At 74.4% G+C, this 22,973-nt stretch carries 23 protein-coding genes and 1 pseudogene; 9 read left to right on the forward strand and 15 right to left on the reverse strand.

The window, feature by feature from the left end; translation table 11 throughout:
• Positions 1–13: 13 nt before the first annotated feature.
• Positions 14–1,864, reverse strand: a complete 1,851-nt coding sequence (locus ACFU5J_RS18875; protein WP_430579750.1) for a glycoside hydrolase family 3 N-terminal domain-containing protein — start codon at positions 1,862–1,864, stop codon at positions 14–16.
• Positions 1,865–2,159: 295 nt separating this feature from the next.
• Between ACFU5J_RS18875 and ACFU5J_RS18880 the strand changes: the two genes are divergently transcribed.
• From ACFU5J_RS18880 to ACFU5J_RS18890, 3 genes are read left to right on the forward strand one after another with little or no spacing between them, the layout of a single operon-like run.
• Positions 2,160–2,414 (forward strand): helix-turn-helix domain-containing protein, encoded by a 255-nt coding sequence (locus ACFU5J_RS18880; RefSeq protein WP_430579751.1) that lies wholly within the window; start codon positions 2,160–2,162, stop codon positions 2,412–2,414.
• On the forward strand, positions 2,407–3,795 hold the full coding sequence (locus ACFU5J_RS18885) for a type II toxin-antitoxin system HipA family toxin (protein ID WP_430579752.1): 1,389 nt from the start codon (positions 2,407–2,409) through the stop codon (positions 3,793–3,795). The genes ACFU5J_RS18880 and ACFU5J_RS18885 overlap by 8 nt, the downstream gene beginning before the upstream one ends.
• Before the next feature lie 48 nt (positions 3,796–3,843).
• Positions 3,844–4,440, forward strand: coding sequence for a hypothetical protein (locus tag ACFU5J_RS18890; RefSeq protein ID WP_430575683.1), 597 nt, complete (start codon positions 3,844–3,846; stop codon positions 4,438–4,440).
• Here the strand turns inward: ACFU5J_RS18890 and tyrS are convergent.
• Entirely contained in the window at positions 4,415–5,665 is a 1,251-nt protein-coding gene (gene tyrS / locus ACFU5J_RS18895) for a tyrosine--tRNA ligase (protein WP_430579753.1), read from the reverse strand. The two genes, ACFU5J_RS18890 and tyrS, sit on opposite strands and share 26 nt — an antisense overlap.
• A gap of 307 nt (positions 5,666–5,972) precedes the next feature.
• Between tyrS and ACFU5J_RS18900 the strand changes: the two genes are divergently transcribed.
• From ACFU5J_RS18900 to ACFU5J_RS18915, 4 genes are all read left to right on the forward strand, one after another.
• The gene (locus tag ACFU5J_RS18900) at positions 5,973–6,338 is read left to right on the forward strand and encodes a cupin domain-containing protein (RefSeq protein WP_430579754.1); all 366 of its coding nucleotides are present in this window, start codon (positions 5,973–5,975) and stop codon (positions 6,336–6,338) included.
• An 807-nt stretch (positions 6,339–7,145) separates the two neighbouring features.
• Complete coding sequence (locus tag ACFU5J_RS18905; RefSeq protein WP_430579755.1) at positions 7,146–7,703, forward strand: methylated-DNA--[protein]-cysteine S-methyltransferase; 558 nt, start codon at positions 7,146–7,148, stop codon at positions 7,701–7,703.
• A 521-nt stretch (positions 7,704–8,224) separates the two neighbouring features.
• On the forward strand, positions 8,225–9,427 hold the full coding sequence (locus ACFU5J_RS18910) for a tyrosine-type recombinase/integrase (RefSeq protein WP_430579756.1): 1,203 nt from the start codon (positions 8,225–8,227) through the stop codon (positions 9,425–9,427).
• A gap of 5 nt (positions 9,428–9,432) precedes the next feature.
• Complete coding sequence (locus tag ACFU5J_RS18915) at positions 9,433–10,710, forward strand: phosphatidylserine/phosphatidylglycerophosphate/cardiolipin synthase family protein (RefSeq protein ID WP_430575688.1); 1,278 nt, start codon at positions 9,433–9,435, stop codon at positions 10,708–10,710.
• 16 nt (positions 10,711–10,726) lie between these two features.
• Here ACFU5J_RS18915 and ACFU5J_RS18920 read toward each other — a convergent pair whose 3' ends face one another.
• The 8 genes from ACFU5J_RS18920 to ACFU5J_RS18955 form a co-directional block, all read right to left on the reverse strand.
• The gene (locus ACFU5J_RS18920) at positions 10,727–11,314 is read right to left on the reverse strand and encodes a MerR family transcriptional regulator (protein WP_430575689.1); all 588 of its coding nucleotides are present in this window, start codon (positions 11,312–11,314) and stop codon (positions 10,727–10,729) included.
• 243 nt (positions 11,315–11,557) lie between these two features.
• Complete coding sequence (locus ACFU5J_RS18925) at positions 11,558–12,094, reverse strand: bifunctional nuclease family protein (protein WP_430576465.1); 537 nt, start codon at positions 12,092–12,094, stop codon at positions 11,558–11,560.
• A 119-nt stretch (positions 12,095–12,213) separates the two neighbouring features.
• Complete coding sequence (locus ACFU5J_RS18930; RefSeq protein WP_430575690.1) at positions 12,214–12,963, reverse strand: MerR family transcriptional regulator; 750 nt, start codon at positions 12,961–12,963, stop codon at positions 12,214–12,216.
• Positions 12,960–13,436, reverse strand: coding sequence for an FHA domain-containing protein (locus tag ACFU5J_RS18935; RefSeq protein WP_430575691.1), 477 nt, complete (start codon positions 13,434–13,436; stop codon positions 12,960–12,962). The genes ACFU5J_RS18930 and ACFU5J_RS18935 overlap by 4 nt, the downstream gene beginning before the upstream one ends.
• 173 nt (positions 13,437–13,609) lie before the next feature.
• Positions 13,610–14,917, reverse strand: coding sequence for a DUF881 domain-containing protein (locus ACFU5J_RS18940; RefSeq protein WP_430579757.1), 1,308 nt, complete (start codon positions 14,915–14,917; stop codon positions 13,610–13,612).
• 7 nt (positions 14,918–14,924) lie between these two features.
• Positions 14,925–15,257 (reverse strand): small basic family protein, encoded by a 333-nt coding sequence (locus ACFU5J_RS18945; protein ID WP_430575693.1) that lies wholly within the window; start codon positions 15,255–15,257, stop codon positions 14,925–14,927.
• Entirely contained in the window at positions 15,254–16,183 is a 930-nt protein-coding gene (locus ACFU5J_RS18950) for a DUF881 domain-containing protein (RefSeq protein WP_430575694.1), read from the reverse strand. The genes ACFU5J_RS18945 and ACFU5J_RS18950 overlap by 4 nt, the downstream gene beginning before the upstream one ends.
• Positions 16,180–16,794, reverse strand: a complete 615-nt coding sequence (locus ACFU5J_RS18955) for a CDP-alcohol phosphatidyltransferase family protein (protein WP_430575695.1) — start codon at positions 16,792–16,794, stop codon at positions 16,180–16,182. Before ACFU5J_RS18955 ends, ACFU5J_RS18950 begins: the two co-directional genes overlap by 4 nt.
• Before the next feature lie 233 nt (positions 16,795–17,027).
• Between ACFU5J_RS18955 and ACFU5J_RS18960 the strand changes: the two genes are divergently transcribed.
• Positions 17,028–18,914 (forward strand): DEAD/DEAH box helicase, encoded by a 1,887-nt coding sequence (locus tag ACFU5J_RS18960; RefSeq protein ID WP_430575696.1) that lies wholly within the window; start codon positions 17,028–17,030, stop codon positions 18,912–18,914.
• An 88-nt stretch (positions 18,915–19,002) separates the two neighbouring features.
• On the opposite strand, the gene ACFU5J_RS18965 is transcribed toward ACFU5J_RS18960, so the two are convergent.
• The 4 genes from ACFU5J_RS18965 to rpe form a co-directional block, all read right to left on the reverse strand.
• Positions 19,003–19,491 carry a PH domain-containing protein gene (locus ACFU5J_RS18965; protein ID WP_430575697.1) on the reverse strand — a complete coding sequence of 163 codons (489 nt, stop codon included), beginning with the start codon at positions 19,489–19,491 and terminating at the stop codon, positions 19,003–19,005.
• 72 nt (positions 19,492–19,563) lie between these two features.
• Positions 19,564–20,412, reverse strand: a complete 849-nt coding sequence (gene hisG / locus ACFU5J_RS18970) for an ATP phosphoribosyltransferase (RefSeq protein ID WP_430575698.1) — start codon at positions 20,410–20,412, stop codon at positions 19,564–19,566.
• 102 nt (positions 20,413–20,514) lie between these two features.
• Positions 20,515–20,778 (reverse strand): phosphoribosyl-ATP diphosphatase, encoded by a 264-nt coding sequence (locus ACFU5J_RS18975; RefSeq protein WP_430575699.1) that lies wholly within the window; start codon positions 20,776–20,778, stop codon positions 20,515–20,517.
• 142 nt (positions 20,779–20,920) lie between these two features.
• Positions 20,921–21,583: a ribulose-phosphate 3-epimerase gene (rpe, locus tag ACFU5J_RS18980; protein ID WP_430575700.1), complete on the reverse strand. Its 663-nt coding sequence runs from the start codon at positions 21,581–21,583 to the stop codon at positions 20,921–20,923.
• 38 nt (positions 21,584–21,621) lie between these two features.
• Between rpe and ACFU5J_RS18985 the strand changes: the two genes are divergently transcribed.
• Positions 21,622–22,179, forward strand: coding sequence for a GNAT family N-acetyltransferase (locus tag ACFU5J_RS18985; RefSeq protein WP_430575701.1), 558 nt, complete (start codon positions 21,622–21,624; stop codon positions 22,177–22,179).
• A 36-nt stretch (positions 22,180–22,215) separates the two neighbouring features.
• Here the strand turns inward: ACFU5J_RS18985 and ACFU5J_RS18990 are convergent.
• A pseudogene (locus ACFU5J_RS18990) lies at positions 22,216–22,973 on the reverse strand (rRNA small subunit methyltransferase B); the annotation flags it as partial.

The raw sequence follows: 22,973 nt of genomic DNA on the forward strand, positions 1-22,973 counted from the left end.
CGCCTGCGCCGTCTCAGCGCCGGTGCTTCCCGTGCGACCACCACGGCCGCCCGGAGTAGTGCTCGCCGTACCCGACCGGGAGCATCGTGCCGCTGCCGTCCGCCTTCGGGACGGCCACGGGCAGCCGCCCCTTGGTGTTGATGTCGCCCGCCAGCGCGCGCACCACCGCCGCGTAGTTCACGACGCCGTAGCCGTAGCTGTTCAGGACCGCGTCGGCCCCGGGGAACACGTTGACGTCGTACGGGTTGCGTGCCGCCACCACGACCACGGGCTTGCCCGTCGCGGCGAGGGCGGCCACCATCGCCTGCTGCGCCGGGTTGCCGCTCGCGTTGTTCGACGTGAAGACGACCGCGTCGACGTCGGCGGCCGCGGCGACGGCGCGCTCCCGGTAGGCGGCCGAGGGGGAGCTGCCGTTCTCCAGCTCGGTGGTCACGTCGAACCCGCGCTCGGCGAGCATCGGCGCCAGCCGCTCCGGCCAGGCCGACCCGGCGCCGACCACGAGGACGTCGTCGCGGCGTACGTCGAGGGGGAGCGTGCGCCGGTCGTTGCGCACCAGGGTCATCGATCGATCCGCGATCTTCGCGGCCGTGCGCAGGTGCCGCTCGGAGCCGACCACCGTGCCCACCCCGGCCGGGTCGGCGTACGGGTGCTCGAGGATGCCCCGCTTCGCCTTCCACGTCAGGATCCGCGTGACGGACTCGTCGAGCCGCGCCTCGGTGATCGTGCCGTCGGCCACCGCCTGCTTCACGCCCGCGATGGAGGCGTCGACGTCGGGGGAGTTGAGCAGGATGTCGGACCCGGCCTGGATGGCCTTGACCGACATCTCCTCCTGCGTCCAGTTGTCCGTCATGGCCTCCATGTCGAGGGCGTCGGTGGTGATGATGCCGTCGAAGCCCATCTCGTCGCGCAGCAGGCCGGTGAGGACCTTCGGGGAGAGCGTGCCCGGCAGGTCGGGGTCGATGGCGTCGACGACGATGTGCGCCGTCATGATCATGTCGATGCCCGCGTCGATCGCGGCCTGGAACGGCTTCAGGTGCTGGTTCAGCGTCGCCCGGTCGTACGTGACCTCCGGCAGGCCGTAGTGCGAGTCCGTCTCGGTGTCGCCGTGCCCGGGGAAGTGCTTCGCGGTCGCCGAGACGTGCTGCTGGATGCCGCGGATCTGCGCCACCCCGAGCCGGCTCACGGTCTTCGCGTCCGAGCCCATGGACCGGACGCCGATCACGGGGTTGTCGGGGTTGGTGTTGAGGTCGAGCACCGGGGCGAAGTCGACGTTGATGCCCATCGCCTTCAGCTCGGACCCGAGGATGTCGCCCTGCGCGCGGGCCAGGCCGGTGTCGAAGGTGGCGCCGAGCGCCATGTTGCCCGGCAGCTCGGTGGCGGGCGAGCCCACGCGGGCGACGAGGCCGCCCTCCTGGTCGATGGTGACGGCCAGCGGGATGCCGGGCCCGCCGTCCGCGAGCGCCGCGTCCTGCAGGCCGTTCGACAGCCCGTTGACCTGCTGCGGGTTGGCGGTGTTGCCCGACCAGGCGAAGTAGAGCACGCCGCCGAGGTCGTACTTCTGGACCACCTCGGCGGGGGTGCTCACCCCGTAGCGGGCCTGGTTGCTGGCCGCCATGGACGTGTCGTTCGCGGACGAGCCGTAGACGTGGGTCCACGTCATCTGGCCGATCTTCTGGTCGAGCGTCATCGCGTCGACCATCGCGGCGACGTCGACGCTCGAGTTCGCCGCGGCCGGGGTACGGGTCGTGGTGCTGGTCGGGGCGGTGGTCTCCGCCTGGGCGGGGGATACGGCGGCGAGCAGCAGGCCCGCGCCCGCCAGCACCGCCGTCGAGCGCACGAGGCGCCTGGTTCCTTGATCCTTCACGAGGTCCTCCTGTGTCGGACGGGCGCGCGACGGTGCGGGACCGTGGGACGTCGTTGTCCGGGTGCGCCTGTGCTGAAGTTAGGACCGTCCCCGGGGCGCGTCAAGACTTGCCGCCGACTCCCGCCCGCCGTGAAAGGAAGTTTCACGTGAGGGCGGCCCGCCAACGGCGACGAGCCGGCCGCGCCGGCGTCGATGTCACCGATCGTTGACATCCGACCTCATGTTACTTAGCGTTGACATCGCACCAGATGTCGTCCGCCGCTGACATTCGTCGGCAGGGCAGGGGAGGGGACCCATGATCGTCGCCGACGCCGAGCAGCTCGGCTCGTTGCTGCGCCGCGCCCGCAAGGACAAGGGGATGACGCAGGCCGAGCTCGCGTCCGCCGTCGACGTGTCCCGCCAGTGGGTCATCGCGGCCGAGGCGGGGGCGCCCACGGCCCGGCTCGACCTGGTGCTGGACGCGCTGCGCGCCGTCGACCTCGTCGTCGACGTCGTCCCCGACGAGCCCGACGACGCGCTCGAGACCGTCCTGGGGCGGGCGCGTGGCTGACCGCCTCGACGTCTGGCTCGACGGCGCCCACGCGGGCACGCTCCGCCGCGGCCGCGGCGGCGACGTCACCTTCGCGTACACGGCGGCCTACCAGGGGCTGCGCTCGGCGCCGTCGCTGTCCGTGAGCATGCCCCGGCACGTCACCGAGCACGGCCCCGACGTCGCCATGCCGTGGATCGACAACCTCCTGCCGGACAGCGACACGGTCCGCGCCCGCTGGGCCGCGCAGTTCGACGAGCGGCGCGCGACGGCGTTCGCCCTGCTGCGCCACATGGGCGCCGACTGCGCCGGGGCCGTCCAGGTGGTGCCCGAGGGCGAGGAGCCGCACGACGGCGCCGGCTCGCGGCCCCTGGGCGAGGCGGAGGTCGCCGCCCACCTGCGCGAGCTGCGCGCCGACGACAGCTCCTGGGCGTTCGAGCGGCACGGCGGCCGGTTCTCCCTCGGCGGGCAGCAGGGCAAGTTCGCGCTGGCCCGCGCCGCCGACGGCACCTGGCACCAGCCCACCGGACGTGCCGCCAGCACCCACATCTTCAAGATCGGCATCGACGGTGTCGCCGACTCGGCCGCGGCCGAGCTCGTCACCATGCGCGCGGCACGATCGCTCGGGCTGGCCGTCGCGGGCGTCGAGACCGCCTGGTTCGAGGACCAGGGCGCCGTCGTGGTCGAGCGGTTCGACCGCGTGCCCGCCCCGGACGGGGAGGCGCGGAGGCTGCACCAGGAGGACATGTGCCAGGCCCTCGGCCTCTGGCGCTCGGCCAAGTACGAGTCCGACGGCGGCCCGGGCGTGCGGGACGTCGCCTCCGTCGTCGCGCGTGCCGTCGACCGGCGCGACCTCGCCCGCTCCCGCGACGACCTGGCACGCTCCGTCGTCCTGAACTGGGTGGTCGCCGGCACCGACGCCCACGCCAAGAACCTGGCGCTGCTGCACGTGGGGGCGCGCACCGTGCTGGCGCCGCTGTACGACCTCGTGAGCGCCGCGCTGCTGTGGCCCGCCGAGGAGGTCCGCTACAAGGCGCGGCTCGCGATGAAGCTCGGCGGCGAGTACCGGCTGCGTGCGCTCGGCGCCCGGAACGTCGAGCGCGCCGCGGGCGAGCTCGGCGTCGACGCGGGCTGGCTCCTGGACACCGCCGCCGCGTACGCCGACGCCTGGCCGGACGCCGTGCGCGACGCCGCGGAGGGCGAGCGCGACCTCGTCGCCGACGGCGTCGCGGCGCAGTTCGTGGACCGCGCCGCGGCCCGCTCGGCCGACGTCGTGCGCGCGCTCGGCGGCGCGCGGCGCGGGGGAGAGGCCGCCGGCCCCGCCTCCGCCACCTGGGTGCCGCCCCACGAGCGCGCCGGCCGCGCCGTGGCCGGGCACTGGCGGTCCCACCCCGGCCGCTGACCCTGGACCCGTCGACGGCGCCGGGGGAGGCGCGCCTACGCTCCCGGCATGACCGACGACTGGATCTACCTCGTCACGGACATCGAGACCGACGGCCCGCACCCCGGCGCCAACTCCCTGCGCTCCTTCGCGTCGGTGGCGGCGCGGGCGGACGGCACCGTCGTGGACGAGTTCGAGGCGGTGCTCGAGCCGCTGCCCGGCGCCGCGCCGAACCCGGACACGCTGGCCTGGTTCCGCACCCAGCCGGCGTCGGTCTGGGCGGCCGCGACCGAGGGCGCGCGCCCGATCCCCGGGGTCATGGCGGAGTTCACCTCCTGGGCGAGGGCGCTCGGCCCCCGGCGCGTGCTCGCCGCCGCTCCGCTGGCCTTCGACGGGACCTGGATCGACTACTACCTGCGCCGGTTCACCCCGTACGGACTGTGCCAGGGCCCCTACGAGGCGGACGTCCTGTTCACGGGCCCCGCCCTGTGCCTGCGCTCGTACGCCGCGGCCGTCCTCGGGCTCCCGATGGCCGAGCTGCCCGCGTCCTCCGGCCTGCCCGAGGGCTGGCTCGGGGACGTCGAGCACACCCATCGCGCCATCGACGACGCCCGCGGGTTCGCCCACCTGCTGGGCGTGCTCACCGAGAAGGCCGGCGCGAGGTGACGTCCCCGCCGGCGAGGCGCAGGCGGAACCAGCGGCGCCTGCCGGTCTGCAGGACGTCGCCTGTCGCCACCTCCGGACGCGCCTGAGGATCACGGTGCGGGGCCCCGTTGATGCGGACGCCGCCCTGGGCGACCAGGCGGCGCACGGCGGACCCGGTGAGCTCGGGGCGCGCCGCGCTGACCAGCTCGGCGACCGTCGGCCGGGGGAGCGCCACGGACGCGTCGGGCATCGAGCCCGGGACGTGCCGCCGGGAGAACACGTCCAGGAACGCCGCCCGGGCGTCGGCGGCCGCCGACGCGCCGTGGTAGCGGGCCACGACGGACTCCGCCAGGTCGAGCTTCGCGTCCCGGGCGCCCGGGCCGCCCGCGGCACCACGCGCGGCGAGGTCGGCGACGACCTCCTGCGGGAGGTCCGTGTAGACCGTGGCCCACGTGCCGATCAGGTCGTCGTCGAGCGTCATCAGCCGGCCCAGCTTCTCCGCGGGGTCGTGCGCGAGGCCCACGTAGTTGCCGAGTGACTTCGACTGCTTGGGCCCGCCGTCGAGCCCCGGCGTGATCGTGCTGGTGACGACCGTCTGGGGGAGCTGCCCGTGCCTGGCCTGCAGCTCTCGCCCCATCGCCTCGTTGAACAGCTGGTCGGAGCCGACGATCGTGAGGTCGGACTCCAGCGCGACGCTGTCGAAGCCCTGCAGCACCGGGTAGACGAGCTCGTGCACGGCGACCTCGCGGCCGTCGCGGACCCGCTTCTGGAACATGTCCCGCGCCATCAGCTGGTGCAGCGTGACCAGGCTGAGCTCGCCCAGCAGTTCCGTGATCGCCATCCGGTCGTACCACTCGGAGTTGCGCCGCACCTCGAGCACCTCCGGGTCGTCGCGCAGCACGAGGGTCGCCTGGTCCAGGAACGCCCGCGCGTTGGCGTCGATCTCGGCGGGCGTGAGCACGGGGCGCGTGGCGCTGCGCCCGGTCGGGTCGCCGATCCGGGTCGTGGTGTCGCCGAGCAGGAAGACGACGACGTGGCCCAGGTCCTGCAGGTACCGCATCATCCAGAGGTTCACGGCGTGCCCGAGGTGCAGGTCCGGCGCCGTGCAGTCGACCCCGAACTTGATGCGCAGCGGGCGGCCGGACCCCAGCCGGGACCTGAGGTCGTCGCGCCCGAAGACCTGGTCCGTCGTGCGACTCAGGTGGGCCAGGACCTCGTCGGGCGTGGTGGCGGGTGACGGTGGCATGGAGCTCTCCTCGACGGGACGAGCGAAGAGCTCCCCGTGGCACCCGCCCGTCGTGACAACACGAAAGGTGAGGACCGGACGGTCCTCACCTGGGTGGCTCTGGGGCGGGGGAGTCGGTGATCAGGGAAGCGCGCGACGACGGCTCGTACCAGAGCCGTCGGGATATGCGTCACGGAACGCCATGGCCAGGACGGTACCCGAGCCGTCGGACGCCTCCCAGGGAAATACCGGGGGAGCAGGGCCCCGGTCCGGACCGAGGTCCTGCCGCACCGACCGATGGAGGAGCCGACGCCGTATCGTCGAGGACGTGAGTGACGACGTCCGCAACATCTCCGCCGCGTTGTCGAGCATCGAGGAGCCCTGGCAGCCGCACCGGCTCGCGTCCGTGAACGACTACGACGTCAAGGTCGTCAAGCTCCAGGGCGAGTTCGTGTGGCACTCGCATCCTGACACCGACGAGCTCTTCGTCGTGATCAGCGGACGGCTGACCATCCAGCTGCGGGACCGGGACGTCGTCCTGGGGCCGCAGGACGTGTTCGTCGTGCCGCGCGGCGTCGAGCACCACCCGCGGGCCGACGAGGAGACGCACGCGCTGCTGTTCGAGCCGCAGGGAACGGTGAACACCGGAGACGCCGGCGGGGCGATGACGTCCGAGCTGCGCGAGCTCGACTGACGCGTTCCCGCCGCGGCGAGCGGGTGTCGATCAGGGGCCCGGCAGGGGCCCAGGACAGTCCTTCTCGCCGGTAGCGGTCACCCTGGGCGTATAACCGATAATGCACATTATGTCATTACGGCGAGAGATCGGGCCCGAGAGCGGTCCCCTCCCAGGGGTCGGTCCGCGCTGAGTCGACGGCAGAGCGTCGCACCGTCGAGACCTGTTCCCTCCGCCCAGTCGGCCGGACGGCGAGCCGCGCCTGTGGCGACACGTGCGCGTGCGCGTGCCGAATGACTCGCGTGTGCGGCAGGCCGCGTCCTGACGACGAGCTGCTGGACGGCGTCGGCGCCGCCGGCTTGCGACGTTTCTCGCGTCCGACCGATCCGACGGCTCACGACGGCTCACGACGGCTCACGACGAACCGTCCGCCGTCCGCCCGCGCCGCGTGACCCTTGGTGCCCGCAGGTTCGCGTGCGACGCCGCCCGTGCCGCGCTCGTCGGCGCTTGCTGGCACAAGCTCGCCCGACGGTCCCCCGGGCAGCGGCCCCTCGTTGCCGTGCAGCGCCGTTCGTCCCGGGCCGAACGGAGCCGCGCCGAGGCTCGCCGGGCCGCAGTTCGGCCCGGTGGCCGCCCCTCGCCATCCGATGCCATCCGCGGTAGTCTGATTCGGACATACCTCTCAAACCATTGTGTATGACACAACACAGTGGTTTTGCCGCGAGAGCGATCGGCACCTCTTCCCACATCGGCACTTCTTCCCACGGTGCGGCGGTCGCCCTCACCTCCAGGCGCGGCGATGTCGGACCCCGCCCCTACGGTGGTGCCATGGCCGCACCCCGCGACGGGCTCGCCTTCTGCGTCTTCCCGACCGCGATCGGGCACTGCGCCCTGGTGTGGCGCTCCCCCGCCCACGTCGTGGGCTCCACGCTCCCCCACGGCTCCGCCGACGGCACCCGTGACGCCGTCCGGCGCTGGTACCCGGCGGCGCACGAGTCCTCCCCCGAGGGCGTCGTCGTCGACGCGGTCTCCGCGGTCACGGCGCTCCTCGGGTCCGGCGCCGGCGACCTCTCCGGCATCGACCTCGACATGAGCGAGGTCCCGGACTTCGACCGCCGCGTGTACGAGGTCGTCCGCACCATCCCCGCGGGTACCACGCTCACCTACGGCGACGTCGCCGCCCGCCTGGGCAGCCCCGGGGCCGCCCAGGCCGTGGGCCAGGCCCTGGGGCGCAACCCGTTCCCGCCGATCGTCCCGTGCCACCGCGTCCTCGCCGCCGGCCGGCAGGTGGGCGGCTTCTCCGCGCGGGGCGGGCGTCGCACCAAGCTGCGCATGCTCGACGCCGAGGGCGTCCATCTCGAGCACCCCACGCTCTTCGACGTCTGACCCGCCGTCGACGCCCGCGGGCGTCACCGTCCAGGGGCGCCGGCCCGTCCGGCTCCCCCGGTGACCTGGTGCGTGGCCGCGAGCGCCGGCAACGGACGTCGTGGCCACCCTCCACGGCACGACCGACGACGCCGGGCCCGCCGTGCGGGCGCGCCACATCCCCGGGTGGAGCACGGCTTCGCGTGCGAGACCCTGTGGTGGGCGGACTCGTGGCCGACACCGTCCGCGAGCGCCGCGTGGTCCTCGCCGGGACGCCGCCCCCCCCTGTGGGTGCCCTACGGGGGGTACGGCATGAACGCCGGGGCTGCCGGCTCGAGCCTCGGCTCCTCGTGCACGGGATCCCCGGTCATCGTCCCGACGGAGACGCGCCCGACTGCACGACGGGTCCCTGCACCCCTCCACGACCGGCCAGGGCCCTGGTGCACGCTCGGCGTGACTGGCGGTGGGGCACGCGACGGGCGGACGACTGGGCCGGGTCGCCGTCCGAGGCCCGTGTCGGTGCGGCGGCCTAGCCTGTCTCCGTGGTCGCTCCTCCCCGCCTGAACCGCCTCACCGTCGCCGCGGCCGCCGACCGCTATCTCGCGTCCGTGCAGGTGGAGAGCGTGCGCGGGGTCCTCTCCCCCGCGACCGCGCGCAGCTACGAGCGGGACGTGCGGGAGCTCGCCCGGCTCGTCGGCGGCGACCGCGTCCTCGACGACGTCACGGGCGAGGACGTCGACGACGCCCTGGTGCGCTACCAGGCGACCCCCGACCTGCGGTACAGCGACCCCGCCCGCAAGGGCGGCCCGGGGCGCTCCGTCGCGACGGTCAACCGGTTCCGCCAGTCCGTGAGCCGATTCTTCGCGCACTCCACCCGGCAGTGCTGGGTGCAGGCCGACCCGATGCAGTGGGCCGCCCCGCCCGCGCGCTCCCGCGACCGTCTGCGGGTGGAGCGCACCGCCCTGTCCGCGACGGCGGCGGGGGCCCTCCTGCAGGCCTCCGCCGCGACCGCCGCCCGGCCCGCCCCGCCGCGGGGCGCCGCGGGGGGACGCGCCCCGCGGACCGACCAGGCCCTCGCCCTGCGGGACCGTCTCGTCGTCGCGCTCCTGCTGGTCCTCGGCCCGCGGGTCTCCGAGCTCGCCCGCGCCGACGTCGCGGACTTCTCGCGCGAGCCCGAGGAGACGCGCTGGCGCATCGTCGGCAAGGGCGGCTCGATCCGCACGGTGGCGCTCTCGCCGCCCCTGGCCTCCGCGCTCGAGGACTACCTCGCCGAGCTGCGGCCCCGGCTTGCCTCCCGACGTTCCGACGACCCCGACGCGCAGCGTGCGCTCCTGCTCACCTGGCGCGGGCGCCGCATCGACACCCAGGCCGTGCGCGCGCTCCTGGCCCGCGCGGTCGAGCGCATGCCCTCGACGTACCGGCGTCCCGCGACGCCGCACGCCCTGCGGCACACCACCGCGACCCTCCTGGTCGCCGAGGGGTGGGACGTCAAGGTCGTCGCGGAGCTCCTGGGCCACCGCTCCATCGCCACCACGGGGGTGTACCTGGACCGCATCGAGGGCGAGCTCGCCGCGGCGATCCGCTCGCACCCGCTGTCCGCCGACCTCGCCGTGCCCACCGACGTCGGCGCGGAGGCGCCCGAGCCACTCGAGCCACTCGAGCCGCTCGAGCCGCCCGACGCGGGTGACATCACCGACCAACCCGACAGTTCGGCGCGCGCCGATCTGGCCCCCTGGCTACCGTGAGGCTCGTGCCGCCTCGTCTGCCCCGCCTCCGCAAGCCCGTCCGCGTCCAGATCGACTGGCCCTCGCTGCGCCGCTACGCGACGCGGGGGGCGCTGCTCGCTGCCGCAGTGCCGGTGGCCGCGGCCGCGACGGTGATGGGACTCGAGCGGTTCCGCCGCCACCAGTACCCGCTGGACGCCGCGTTCCCCACCTCCCCTCCGTCGTCGACCGAGGTCGAGGACACGACCGCGACCCTCTACACGTACGGCGCCGACCTCTACGAGGCGATGCTCGAGGCGATCCGCGGCGCGCAGCGCGAGATCTTCCTCGAGACGTACATCTGGAAGGACGACGAGGTCGGCCGCCAGTTCAAGCAGGCGCTCGCGGAGGCCGCGGGACGCGGTGTGTCCGTGTACGTCGTCTACGACGGGTTCGCCAACCTCGTGGTCCCGCGCCGCTTCTACGACATCCCGAGCGTGCACATGCTCCGGTTCCCGGCGATGCGGCCAGGGTTGCTCATGCTGGACGTGCGCCGGTCCGGCCGCGACCACCGCAAGATCCTGGTGGTGGACGACGACACCGCCTTCGTCGGCGGGTACAACATCGGGTCCCTGTACGCGACGCAGTGGCGCGACACGCACCTGCGCCTCACCGGCCCGTCGGCGTGGGAGCTGCGCAACGCGTTCGTCGACTTCTGGAACCGCTGGCGCAGCCCGGAGCTGCCCGTGCTGCAGGACGCGGGCACCTCGCTGTGGCTGCCGCAGCTGCGGGCGGCGCGCAACGCGCCGTCGGAGCTCGTCTTCCCCATCCGCGGGATCTACCTCGACGCGATGGACCGGGCCTGCTCGCACGTCTACATCACGCAGGCGTACTTCATCCCGGACGAGGACATCCAGGCGGGCCTCCTGGCCGCCGCGGCACGCGGCGTGGATGTCCGCGTGCTGGTGCCGGAGCGCTCCAACCACGTGGTGGCCGACTGGCTCGCGCGGGGTCACTACTCCACCCTGCTGCGCGGCGGCGTGCGGATCTTCCTGTACCAGGGCGCGATGATCCACGCGAAGACCGCGACGATCGACGGCCGTTGGACCACCGTGGGCACCGCCAACATCGACCGGCTCAGCCTCACGGGGAACTACGAGATCAACCTCGAGGTCGTCGACGAGGGGCTGGCCACCCAGCTCGAGGACGCGTTCCGGATGGACGAGTCGAACTCGCGCGAGCTCACCCTGGACGAGTGGCAGCGGCGGCACCCGCTGTCGAAGGTGGCCGAGCGCCTGATGTCCCCCCTGCGCCCGCTGCTCTGACCGGCGGGGCGGCGGGTCAGCCGGCCGTGCGCGCGCGGCGGCGGGCGGCGAGCTCGTCGCCCTCGTGCGGCGCCGGCTCCTCGTCCTCCAGGGACTCCGTCGGCATGGAGGACAGCGTGCCCTCGATGTCGCGCCACACGCGCCCGACGGCGATGCCGAAGACGCCCTGACCGCCCTGGACGAGGTCGACGACCTCGTCCGGCGACGTGCACTCGTACACGGACGCGCCGTCGCTCATGAGCGTGATCTGCGCGAGGTCCTCGACGCCGCGCTCCCTCAGGTGGGTCACGGCGCTGCGGATCTGGTGCAGGGAGACGCCGGTGTCGAGGAGCCGCTTGACGACCTTCAGCACGAGGATGTCGCGGAAGCTGTAGAGGCGGTGGGTGCCGGACCCCGTCGCAGGACGGATCGACGGCTCCACGAGGCCGGTGCGCGCCCAGTAGTCGAGCTGGCGGTACGTGATCCCGGCGACGCGGCACGCCGTGGTGCCGCGGTACCCGGTGGCGGCGTCCTGCTCCGTGAGGTCCTCGCCGAAGAGCAGACCCTGGGCGCCGTGCGGGACCGACGCACCCGTGGGGACGCTTGCCTCACCGCTGCTGTTCACTGTGCCTCCTGGTGTTCGACTCCACGCTAGGACGCCCCTGGGGGGTCGTCAACGACGTCGGCGCCTGCGGGACCGCGTGTCGCGCGCCCTCCCCGACGTCGGGGGACCTCACGCCCGACCTTCAACTTTCGACCACGGCTTGAAGGTTCGGGTCCTACGGTAGCCGAGGCTGAGGCTCGACCCGAGGTCGAGGGTCAGCCTCGGCGTGGCGCGCCGGCGCGGACCCGGTGCGGCGTGGCGGGGTCAGGGCGGCGCGTCGTCGGGCCGCCCTCCCCCGTTGGGCGGCGGCGTCCCGGGGTCCTGGGGGCCCTCGGGGGTGGTGAAGTCCGCGGCGGTGACGTGGTCGAGGAAGTCGCGGAACTTCTCGACCTCGCGTTGCTGCTCGACGTCGACGACCTCGACGCCGGCGACGGCGACGACCTCCGCGGAGCAAAAGACGGGGCTGGCGGTCCGGACGGCCAGCGCGATCGCGTCGGAGGCGCGGGAGTCGAGCCGGGTGCCGTTGGACAGGATGAGCTCGGCGAAGAACACGCCGCCGTCGAGCGCGACGATCTCGACCCGCTCGAGCTCGACGCTGACGGCGCCGAGGAGGTCGCGCAGGAGGTCGTGGGTCATGGGGCGCGGGGTGACGAGCCCGGCCTGCGCCATGGCGATGGCGGACGCCTCGCGGGCGCCGATCACGATGGGGACGGCGAGGTTGGCCGCGGCGTCCAGGAGCAGCACCACGATCTCCTGGTCGTGCTGCTGCTGGCGCACCCCGAGGACCTCGACCGGGACCATCGGTGCGTCGCTCGCCTCGTCGGGTTCCACCGACCCACGGTACGTCCGGCGGTCGCCGCACGTCGTGCGGGAGACCGGGGCGAGCGAAAGGGTGCCCGCCGGCGGGAGAGGGCGTCCGGTCAGACGAGGTCGCCGGAGCCCTGCCGCACCCACGTGGAGTGCAGGCGGGCGAGGAGCTCGCCCACCTCGGCGGCGAGCTCGGCGCCCTGGGCGCGCGCCGACGGGGTCTGCTGGCTGCGGTACGGGGCGACGAGCTGGTCCACGAGGCCGACGTGCCGGTCCGCGGACGCGCGCAGCGACCGCAGGTGCCGCGGCTCGATGCCGTGCTCCGCGAGCCGGGCCGCGATACGCACCACGTCGGGGGCACCGGCGTCGAGCCGGCTGCCGGAGCGGGTGTGCAGCACGCCGGCGGAGACGAGCTCCTGGACGAACTCGGGCGTGGTGCCCGTCGCCTCGGCCACGCTCTCGGCGGTCCAGCGGCGGCGCGTCACCTCGGCGGCCGCGGAGGCGTCCGCGAGGCGCGGCGAGGGGCCGGGCGCCGGCTCCCCGGCGTCCATCTCCGCCAGCCGCTCCTTGATGACCTTCAGCGGCAGGTAGGAGTCACGCTGCTCGGTGAGGACGAACCGCAGCCGCTCGACGTCGGCCGGGCTGTACTGCCGGTAGCCCGACGACGTACGCACGGGGTCGATCAGCCCCTGGTCCTCCAGGAACCGGAGCTTGGAGTGGGACACGGACGGGAACTCCGGGCCGAGCTGGCCCAGCACGTCGGAGATCCGCATCGTCGCCTGGCGGGAGATCCCCCGCGGCCAGGGTTCGGGCGCCTGGGGGCCGGCCGGCTCCTCGCCGTGCGCGGCCTGCGCCGCCGTCACGACGCGGGCGCCTGCGGATCCCGCGGCGCCTGCGGGCTGGCGTGGAACGACATCCGGAACTTGCCGATCTGCACCTCGTCACCGGTGGTGAGCGTGGCCGCGTCGATCCGCTCGCGGTTGACGTACGTGCCGTTGAGGGAGCCGATGTCCCGGACGACGAACCGGTCGCCCTCCCGGGCGAACTCCGCGTGCTTGCGCGAGACGGTGACGTCGTCGAGGAAGATGTCGGCCCGCTCGCTACGCCCGGCGACGGCACGGTCCGAGTCGAGCAGGAAGCGCTCCCCGACCGCGCCGGACCCGTACTGCACCACGAGGAGCGCGGAGTGCCGCGGCAGCGCCGCGACGGCGGCGGCCTCCTCCGCGGTCAGCGGGATCCGGAACGACTGCTCCTCCGCGGGCGCGCCCACGCGCCCCAGGTGCGCGGTGGTGTCCGCGGCCGCCTGGTGCGGCGGAAGAGCGCGGGGGTCCGTCATCAGTCCTCCTGTGAGGTCGGGCCGGGTGAGTCGGGCGACGCTGCCGCCGCCCCGGACCGGTGTCCGCCTTTGGCTGGCTGTGCGTCCGACGTGCGCCGTCGTCCGACAAACCTACCCCGAGCGAGGCGCGACCGGGAAGCCCGCTCCCCGTGACCGCGGCCCGTCGGCGCACGTCAGCCGCGCTCTCGCTCCGGCTTCGCGTACTCCGGTTCCTTCGGCGGGGACACCGCGGTGATCTTCACCTCGTCCTGCCGGGTGGTCGATGCCTCGGCCCCCGCGGTGCGCACCGTCGCCAGCGCGCCGCCGGGGATCTCGAGGGCGCGGTCCAGCGTCTCGGGGTCTCCGATGACCGTCCACTCGTACGGGGACGTCAGGGTGGTGCCGTCGACGACGATCGCGTCGCCCTTGTCCTCGAACCACGTGGACGTGACAAGACGCACATCGTTGAGCTCGACGACCTCGGCGCCCGCGTTGCGCAGCTCCTCGAGCACGTTGAACATCTGCGACGCCCGCAGCTGGCCGGACGGGTCCTGGATGGTGACGTCGACGCCCGGGCCCTGCGCGGGGAGCCGGCCGGACAGGATGCCCTCCGACTCCGCGCGCTGCTCCGCGAGCTCGAGGGCGGACTGCGCCTTGCCCGTCCCGGAGCGCAGCTCGTCGCGCGTGGTCTCCAGGCCGGAGACCTCGTCGCCGAGCTGCTGCGCCCGGTCCGTGACCTCGTCGAGCAGGCGCACCAGGTCCTCCTGGCGCGCCGACGACAGCTGGTCGGACGCCGACTGCTGCACCTGCACGACCAGCGCGAACCCCAGCGCGGCGCACAGGACGCCCGCCAGCACCTGGGAGCGCGTCGCGCGGGGGTGCAGCGCCGCACCGAGCCGACGCCACCCGCTGGGCCCCGCGTCCGGCGTGGTCGCGGGCTCCTCCCCCGTCGCGTCGTGCCCGCCGACGGCCGCGGCCTCGTCCGCCCCAGGGGCGCTCGCGTCCGGCGCCTCCGGGGAGGGCCCCTCCGGCGCTGCGGCCTCGTCGTCCTCCTCCGCCGCCGCCGAGAGGAGAGGTTCCCGGTCCGGGGCCGGGGGGATCGCCGGCTCCACCGGGGCCGTCTCGGGCTCCTCCGGGCCGTCGGTGCGGGCCTCGCCCGCCTCGCGCTCCTCGTCGGCTGCGCCCGCCTCGTCCGTCGCCTCGTCCGCCGTCTCGACAGGTGCCGGCTCATCGGTGACCGCCTCGCCGGGCACCGCGTCGGCGCGGACCTCCTCCGGGGACCCGTCGTCCGGGGACCCGTCGTCCGGGGACGAGTCGTCCTCGGACGGCTCGTCACCTGCGGGGGCCGCCTCACCAGCGGGGTTGCCCTCGGGCGCGGTGCGCTCCTCGGCGCTCGCGGACTCGACCTGCTCGTCGGCCCGCTCCACGCGCTCGACAGCCTCGCGGTCCTCGTCGCCCGGGGTGCCCGGGTTGTCGGGGCCCTCGCCCGTGCGGTCGCTCATCGGTCCCTCACGCCTTGAACAGGTGGCGGCGGATCGCCGCGGCGTTCGAGAAGATGCGGATGCCGAGCACCACCACGACCGCGGTCGACAGCTGCGCCCCGACACCGAGCTGGTCACCCAGGAACACGATGAACGCGGCCACCACGACGTTCGACAGGAACGACACCAGGAAGACCTTGTCGTCGAACAGGCCGTCGAGCTTCGCGCGCAGGCCGCCGAACAGCGCGTCCAGCGCGGCGACGACGGCGATCGGCAGGTAGGGCTGCAGCCCCACCGGCACGGTCGGCTGCAGCACCAGACCGGCGACCACGCCGATCACGAGCCCGATCGCGGCGATCATGGGCGTTCCTCCTCGGTGTCGGACGACGGCGTGCTGGACCCGGCGCCCGGCCGCGAGGAGTCCCCCGCACCGGACGGCTCGGCATACCTCAGGGTCTGGCTGCCCACCCCGGGGAGCGACAGGTCGCTCTGCGGGGTGACGGACGACCCGATCCCGTAGCGCGACCCCAACAGCTGCAGGTACGCGGGCGCGCCGGACCGAGCGTACGCGGTCTGCATCGCGTCAGGGTCGCCGATCGCACGGATGACGTACGTGGGCCCCGGCAGGGGCACCAGGTCCACCAGGATGGCGTCCCCCGCGTTGCGGATGGCCGACAGGGAGGTGAGGCGCTGGTCGTCCACGGAGATCGCCTCCGCGCCCGCGGCCCACAGGGCGTTCACGACCGTCTGCACGTCCGCGTCCCGCACCCGCGCGCTCGGGTCGGGATCCGTCTCGGACTGCGCCGCGTCGCCGTCCGACAGGCTGACGACCAGCCCCTCGCCCGTGACCGCCGCGGAACCGCTCACCACCGCGTCGAGCTGCAGGGTCTGCAGCAGGGCAGGGTCCTCGCTCGCCAGCGCGGAGTGCTGCAGCGCCTCGATCTCGTCGCTCGCCGCCACCGAGCGGCGCTGCAGGGCGTCCACCTCGGCGCGCCGGTCCACGATCTGCGACTCCAGCACCTCCCGAGCCGCGGCCACGTCCGCCTGAGGCGCTCGCAGCTGCCGCGCCGCCGACACCGTCAGCAGCCCCAGGGCGATCGCGAGGACCGCGAGCAGGGCCACGCCCGTGCCGCGCCGCCGCGTCGGCAGGCCCGCGCGCTCGGCCTCCGCCCGTCGCTCCGCAGCCTCGGCGTACCCCGGGTCCAGAGGCTTCTCCATCACCTCGACCAGCAGGGTCATCGACTCGTCGGGGCGACGCCGCCCCGCCGGGCGCTCCGGGGCCGTCACGCCCGACCCTCCCCGGTACCGCCGGCGGCCGGCCCGGCGCTCGCGGCCACGACCAGCTCGCGCGCCTGCCGCAGGTACTGCACGCCCGCCACCCAGTACAGGCCCACGCCCCACCAGGTGAAGGCCCACCCCACGACGTGGGCGGCCGAGCCGAGCCCGCCGGGCACCGTCGCGAGGAGCAGCAGCGGGAACGCGTACAGCAGCGCGAAGGTCCCCGCCTTGCCCACGAAGCTCACCGGCAGCGGCCCGTACCCGTGCCGCGAGAGCACCGGCAGCAGGCACGCCAGCATCACGTCGCGCGCCAGGATGACCACCAGCAGCCACAGCGGCACCACGTCACGCCAGGCCAGGCCGGCCAGGGTGACGAAGATGAACAGGCGGTCCGCCGCCGGGTCCAGCATCTGCCCCAGCCGGGTGACCTGGTCCAGGCGGCGCGCCAGCACGCCGTCGAGCCAGTCGGTGAAGCCGGAGAACGCCAGGACGGCCAGGGCCCACACGTCCTCGCCCACCACGATGAGCACCGCGAAGACGGGCACCAGTGCCAACCGCAGCAAGCTCACCAGGTTCGGGATCGTGAAGACCCGGCTGCTGATCTCCTGGCCCTCGTGCACCCGCACATCCTACGCACGGCGCCACCCGCAGTGGCCGAACTCACCGGCCCCCTCGGACCCGCCCGCTCCTCCACCCCGTAGACTGGTGACACCTTCGGAGTTCGTCGTGCCTCCCGCGTGTTCGTTGCGCCCCGTCCAAGAGCGGGGCTGGTGTGTGTCCGGGACAGAGCGACCGCGTCGCCAGCTCGGCGACGCAGGACTCCTTCCCCCCACCGACGGAACGGTCAACCACCTTGAGCACCCCTGACTCCACCCTGCCCACCGAGCAGACCCCCGAGCAGACCCCCGACGCCGCCGAGCAGGCGGCCCCCGCCGGGCCCACGTTCTCCGAGCTCGGCCTCCCCGCGCCGCTGCAGGCCGCCGTCGACGACCTCGGGTTCACCACGCCCTCGCCCATCCAGGCGCAGGCCATCCCCGAGCTCCTCGCCGGCCGCGACATCACCGGCGTCGCCCAGACCGGCACCGGCAAGACCGCCGCCTTCGGCATCCCGCTGCTCGCCGCGCTCGACCCGGCCGCCGACGTCCGCAACGGGCACGTGCAGGCCCTCGTCCTCGCCCCCACCCGTGAGCTCGCGCTCCAGGTCGCCGAGGCCGTCGAGTCCTTCGCCACCCACCTGCCCGGCGTGCGCGTCACCTCCGTGTACGGCGGCTCCCCCTACCAGCCGCAGCAGCGGGCCCTGCGCGACGGCGTGCACGTCGTCGTCGGCACCCCCGGCCGCGTCATGGACCACCTCGAGCGGGGCACCCTCGCGCTCGACGGCGTGAAGTTCCTCGTCCTCGACGAGGCCGACGAGATGCTCCGCATGGGCTTCGCCGAGGACGTCGAGACGATCTTCGGCCAGGCCCCCGCGAAGCGACAGGTCGCCCTCTTCTCCGCGACCATGCCGCCCGCGATCCGCTCCGTCGCCGCGCAGCACCTCAACGACCCCGTCGCGATCGCCGTCTCCCGCCAGTCGTCCACCGTGTCGACCGTCGAGCAGACCTACGCCGTCGTGCCCTTCCGGCACAAGATCGGCTCCCTCGTGCGCGTCCTCGCCACCTCCGACGCCGACGCCGCCATCGTCTTCACGCGGACCCGCAAGGACGCCGAGGAGGTCGGCGCCGCCCTGGTCGAGCGCGGCACCTCCGCCGCCACCATCTCCGGCGACGTCGCCCAGAAGGAGCGCGAGAAGATCGTCGAGCGCCTCAAGTCCGGCGCCCTCGACGTCCTCGTCGCCACCGACGTCGCCGCCCGCGGCCTCGACGTCGACCGCATCGGCCTCGTCGTCAACTTCGACATCCCCCGCGAGGCCGAGGCCTACGTGCACCGCATCGGCCGCACAGGCCGCGCCGGCCGCACAGGCCGCGCGCTCTCCTTCGTCACCCCGCACGAGCGGGGCAAGCTCAAGCACATCGAGCGCACCATCCGCGCCCAGCTCGTCGAGGTCGAGATCCCGTCCCCGCGGGACGTCTCGGAGCACCGCGCCCGCCGTCTGCTCGAAGCCGTCGGCACGCGCATCGAGTCCGGCCGCCTCGACATGTACACGCGCATGCTCCAGGAGCGGGCCGCCGCGCAGCAGGACGGCACCGAGACCGAGACCGAGGCCGGCATCGACGTCACCCAGGTCGCGGCCGCGCTCCTGGCGCTCGCGGTCGGGGACGACGGCCCCCAGCAGCGTGCCGCTCAGGAGGAGCACGAGCGGGAGCGCGCCGAGGCGAAGGGCGGCCGCACCCGCGAGACGCACCGCGCCGAGCGCACCGAGCGTGACGGCGACCGGACCGGGCGCCACCCGCGCTCCGACCGGGACGACCGGGGCCGCGGCATCCGCCGCCCGGCCGACGGCACGCGCTACCGGATCTCCGTCGGGCACACCCACGGCGCGCAGCCGCGCGGCATCGTCGGGGCGCTCACGAACGAGGGCGGGCTGTCCGGCAGCGACATCGGGAAGATCGACATCTTCGGCAACTTCTCGCTGGTCGACATCACCCGGCCGCTGGACGACGCGACCATGACCCGCATCGGCCGCGCGCACGTCGCGGGCAAGGCGCTGCGCATCTCGCTCGACAAGGGCGCGCCGGAGCGCCGCGCGCCGCGCACGGAGCGCCCGCGCACCGACCGTCGTCCGGCCCGCACCGTCTGACGACACCGGCACCACGCACGAACGCCCCCGAGCCGTAAGGCTCGGGGGCGTTCGTCGTCCCGGTGCGGTCCAACCGGGCGCCGTGCGCTCAGGTGCGGTCGGGGGCCTCGCCGAAGCTCACGACGAGGCCGCGCAGGCGCCGGGCCTCCGCCATCCCCCGCTCCCCGTCCGCGCGCTGGATGCCCATCACGGCCAGGGTGCCGCCGTCGGCCAGGTCCAGGCGCACCCAGGGGTCGTTCGGCCCCATCCGCACCTCGACGATCTCCGGCCACGCCAGCGTCCTCGAGCGGAGCAGGTTACGGACGCGCAGGCCCTCGGGCGAGGGCACGGCATGCACCCCGCCGAGGCGCCACAGGAGCCAGGTGACCGCGAGGGCGAACGCGACGAACGACGCCTTGTTCACGGCCGCGGCGCCGAGCGGCCCGCTCGCGGACAGGCCCACCACGACGCTCCCCACCGCGGCGAAGAACCAGACGAACCACGCGGAGACCTGCCCCCAGAGCGGCCGGAACGTGCGGAACCTGTCCGCCGGGGACCGGGCGCCGGCGGCGTCGCGGGGCAGTCGGGAGTCCCTCATGCCCACCACGCTGCCACCGTCGTGCCTCGCTCGACAGGGCGGGTGCCGGGTCGGCCGGCGGACGGCACCGGCTCAGAGCCGGCTGGCGTGGATGGAGGTCACGATGATGCCGCGGGCCCCCACCTCGTACAGGGCGTCCATCACCCGGTTCGTCTCGGCGCGCTTCACCATCGACCGCACCGCCGCCGACTCGCCGTTGTGCAGCGGCGACACGGTCGGCGACTCGAAGCCGGGCGTCACCGCGACGGCGGCGTCGACGAGCTCGATCGGCACGTCGTAGTCCATGAGGACGTACTCGTGCGCCGTGATCACGCCCTGCAGGCGGCGCGTGAGCACCTCCAGCCCGGCCGGCTCCTCCGCCCCGGCGCGCCGGATCAGCAGCGCCTCCGAGCGCAGGATCGGCTCGCCGAAGACCTCCAGGCCCGCGGCACGCAGCGTCGTCCCCGTCTCCACGACGTCGGCGATGACGTCCGCGACCCCCAGGCGCACGGAGCTCTCCACGGCGCCGTCCAGGTGCACGACCGCGGCGGGCACGATCCCCCGCTCCTGCAGGTACGCACGGACCAGGGTGTCGTACGACGACGCCACCCGACGCCCGGCCACCTGCGCGACGTCCGTCACCGTGCCGGCGGGCGCGGCGAAGCGGAAGGTCGACGCCGCGAAGCCCAGCGGGAGGTGCTCGACGGCCTCGGCCCCCGAGTCCAGCAGCAGGTCGCGGCCGGTGATGCCGACGTCGACGGTGCCGGACCCCACGTACACCGCGACGTCGCGCGGGCGCAGGAAGAAGAACTCGGCCCCGTTGTCGGGGTCCGCGAGGACCAGCTCGCGGGTGTCGCGACGCTGGCGGTAGCCCGCCTCGCGCAGCATGTCGGAGGCCGGGACGGACAGGGACCCCTTGTTGGGGACGGCGATACGGAGCACAGCGGATACCTCGTTCTGATCAGGTCGTGGCGTGACGGGCGTCTGGGCGCGCGCGACGGACGACGGGGCCGCACCGTGACGGTGCGGCCCCGGTCCGGGCGCTCACAGATGCGTGTACACGTCCTCGAGCGTCAGCCCCTTGGCCAGCATCAGCACCTGCAGGTGGTACAGCAGCTGGGAGATCTCCTCGGCAGCGGCCTCGTCGGTCTCGTACTCGGCGGCCATCCAGACCTCGGCGGCCTCCTCGACGATCTTCTTGCCGATCGCGTGCACGCCGGCATCCAGCTCGGCCACGGTCCCCGACCCGGCGGGGCGGGTCGTGGCCTTCTCGGTCAGCTCGGCGAACAGGGAGTCGAACGTCTTCACCCGCCCAGCCTAGACGCCGGGACCCCGCCCTCCTGGCGGGGTTTCGGCCCTCGGGACGGTGCGTACGCCTGATTCAGGGCGCTTGGCACACTATTTCTCCGAGAGAACACGATGACGAAGGGTCGACCGCGCCTGCTCGTGCTCAGTGGGCGTGCTGCGAGGCCAGCTGCCGCAGGGCCTCGATCTCCCCCGGCACGTCGTCCGCGCCGTAGACCGCGGACCCCGCCACGAAGACGTTCGCCCCCGCGTCGGCGGCCCGCTCGATGGTGTCGCGGGACACTCCCCCGTCCACCTGGATCCAGACGTCGAGCCCCGACTCCCCCACCGCCTGGCGCGCCCGCCGGATCTTGGGGAGCGTGCCGTCGATGAACGACTGGCCGCCGAAGCCGGGCTCCACGGTCATCACGAGGATCATGTCGATCTCGCCGAGCAGGTCCAGGAAGGGCTCCACGGGCGTCGCAGGGCGCAGCGCGACCCCCGCGCGCGCCCCGAGCCGCCGCAGCTCCCGGGCGAGGCGCACAGGGGCCGTGGCGGCCTCGGCGTGGAAGGTCACCGACGCCGCCCCCGCCTCCGCGTACGCCGGCGCCCACCGGTCCGGGTCCGCGATCATCAGGTGCGCGTCCAGCGGCACCGGGGAGACCTGTGCGAGCCGCTCGAAGATCGGCGGGCCCAGCGTGAGGTTCGGCACGAAGTGGTTGTCCATGACGTCCACGTGGGCGTAGTCGGCGGTGGCGATGGCCCCCAGGTCGCGCTCGAGGTTCGCGAAGTCGGCCGACAGGATGCTCGGGTTGATCAGCGCAGGCATGCGCCCAGCCTAGGCGTGGCACCCACTACGCTCGCTCCGTGCCACCGCTCCCCTCCCCCGCAGGGCCCACCTCCGCGACCGCGTCCCCGTCCGGCCGGCCGGTCGTCCGCGCCGCCGAGACCGGCGACCTCCCGGCCGTCGCGGCGATCCTCGAGCCGTACGTGAGCGGCACGGCGGTCACGTTCGACGAGCAGCCCCCGGACCTCACCGTCTGGCGGCAGCGCCTCGCCGACCTCGCCGCCCGCGGGCTGCCGTTCCTCGTCGCCGAGGTCGACGGCGAGGTCGTCGGGTACGCGTACGTCTCGCCCTGGCGCCCGAAGGCCGCCTACCGGTACACCGTCGAGGACACGATCTACCTGTCCCCCGCGGCCCAGGGCCGCGGCGTCGGCACCCGGCTCCTGTCCGCCCTGCTCGACGCCTGCTCGCTGGCCGGCGTGCGGCAGGTCGTGGCCGTCGTGGCCGACGACCCCGCCGCGGCCGGGTCGCTGCCCCTGCATCGCCGGCTGGGGTTCGAGGTCGCGGGCGTGCTGCGCGACGTCGGCGTCAAGCACGGGCGCAGCGTCAGCACGATGCTGCTGCAGCGGTCGCTGGGCTGAGGCTCCCCGGCGCCGCGCCGGGGAGCCCGCCCGCGACTAGCCGCGCCGACGCAGCAGCGTGAGGTGCATGGCGTCCGTGCCGTGCACGTGCGGCCACAGCTGCACGTCCAGCCCGTCCGCACCGCCGTCGGGGGCACCGAGGTCGATGTCGACGCCCGGCACGAGCGCCTCGCGCACCGCCGCGCGGGCATCGACCCGCTCCGTGTCGCCGCGCCGGCGCAAGACGTCGTCCACCACCAGCCGCGTCTCGGCCAGGTGCGGCGAGCACGTCACGTACGCCACGACGCCGCCCGGCCGCACCGCGTCGAGCGCCGACGTGAGCAGCTCCCGCTGGAGCGCGCTCAGCGTGCCCAGGTCCGCGGGCGTGCGCCGCCACCGGGACTCGGGCCGCCGACGCAGGGCTCCGAGCCCGGTGCAGGGCGCGTCGACCAGCACGCGGTCGTAGGCCGCGGGCTCCTCGTCGCCGACCTCGCGGCCGTCCCCGGTCCGCACGCGCTCGACGACGCCGTCGGGCACCGCCCGCAGGGCGCGCTCCACCAGCCGCGCGCGGTGCGGCTGCAGCTCGTTCGCCACCAGGGTGGCGCCCCGCTCCCCCGCCAGCGCCGCGAGGAGGGCGGCCTTGCCGCCCGGGCCCGCGCAGAGGTCCAGCCAGCGCCCGTCGGGCCCGTCCAGGGGCGCCCCGGCGAGGGCGAGGGTGACGAGCTGGGAGCCCTCGTCCTGCACGCCCGCGCGGGCGTCGGCGACGGCGGCCAGCCCGGCCGGGTCGCTGCCGCCGGCGAGCACCAGGGCGGTGG

Origin of the sequence: Isoptericola sp. NPDC057559, from assembly GCF_042801555.1 — a bacterium.
Classification (GTDB): domain Bacteria; phylum Actinomycetota; class Actinomycetes; order Actinomycetales; family Cellulomonadaceae; genus Isoptericola.

Excerpts from the sequence above, each read along its gene's own strand:
- ACFU5J_RS18880 (WP_430579751.1), top strand. The coding sequence starts at position 2,160 with ATGATCGTCGCCGACGCCGAGCAGCTCGGCTCGTTGCTGCGCCGCGCC.
- ACFU5J_RS18890 (WP_430575683.1), top strand. The coding sequence starts at position 3,844 with ATGACCGACGACTGGATCTACCTCGTCACGGACATCGAGACCGACGGC.
- tyrS (WP_430579753.1), bottom strand. The coding sequence starts at position 5,665 with ATGCCACCGTCACCCGCCACCACGCCCGACGAGGTCCTGGCCCACCTG.
- ACFU5J_RS18905 (WP_430579755.1), top strand. The coding sequence starts at position 7,146 with ATGGCCGCACCCCGCGACGGGCTCGCCTTCTGCGTCTTCCCGACCGCG.
- ACFU5J_RS18925 (WP_430576465.1), bottom strand. The coding sequence starts at position 12,094 with ATGGTCCCGGTCGAGGTCCTCGGGGTGCGCCAGCAGCAGCACGACCAG.
- ACFU5J_RS18935 (WP_430575691.1), bottom strand. The coding sequence starts at position 13,436 with ATGACGGACCCCCGCGCTCTTCCGCCGCACCAGGCGGCCGCGGACACC.
- ACFU5J_RS18940 (WP_430579757.1), bottom strand. The coding sequence starts at position 14,917 with ATGAGCGACCGCACGGGCGAGGGCCCCGACAACCCGGGCACCCCGGGC.
- ACFU5J_RS18945 (WP_430575693.1), bottom strand. The coding sequence starts at position 15,257 with ATGATCGCCGCGATCGGGCTCGTGATCGGCGTGGTCGCCGGTCTGGTG.
- ACFU5J_RS18965 (WP_430575697.1), bottom strand. The coding sequence starts at position 19,491 with ATGAGGGACTCCCGACTGCCCCGCGACGCCGCCGGCGCCCGGTCCCCG.
- rpe (WP_430575700.1), bottom strand. The coding sequence starts at position 21,583 with ATGCCTGCGCTGATCAACCCGAGCATCCTGTCGGCCGACTTCGCGAAC.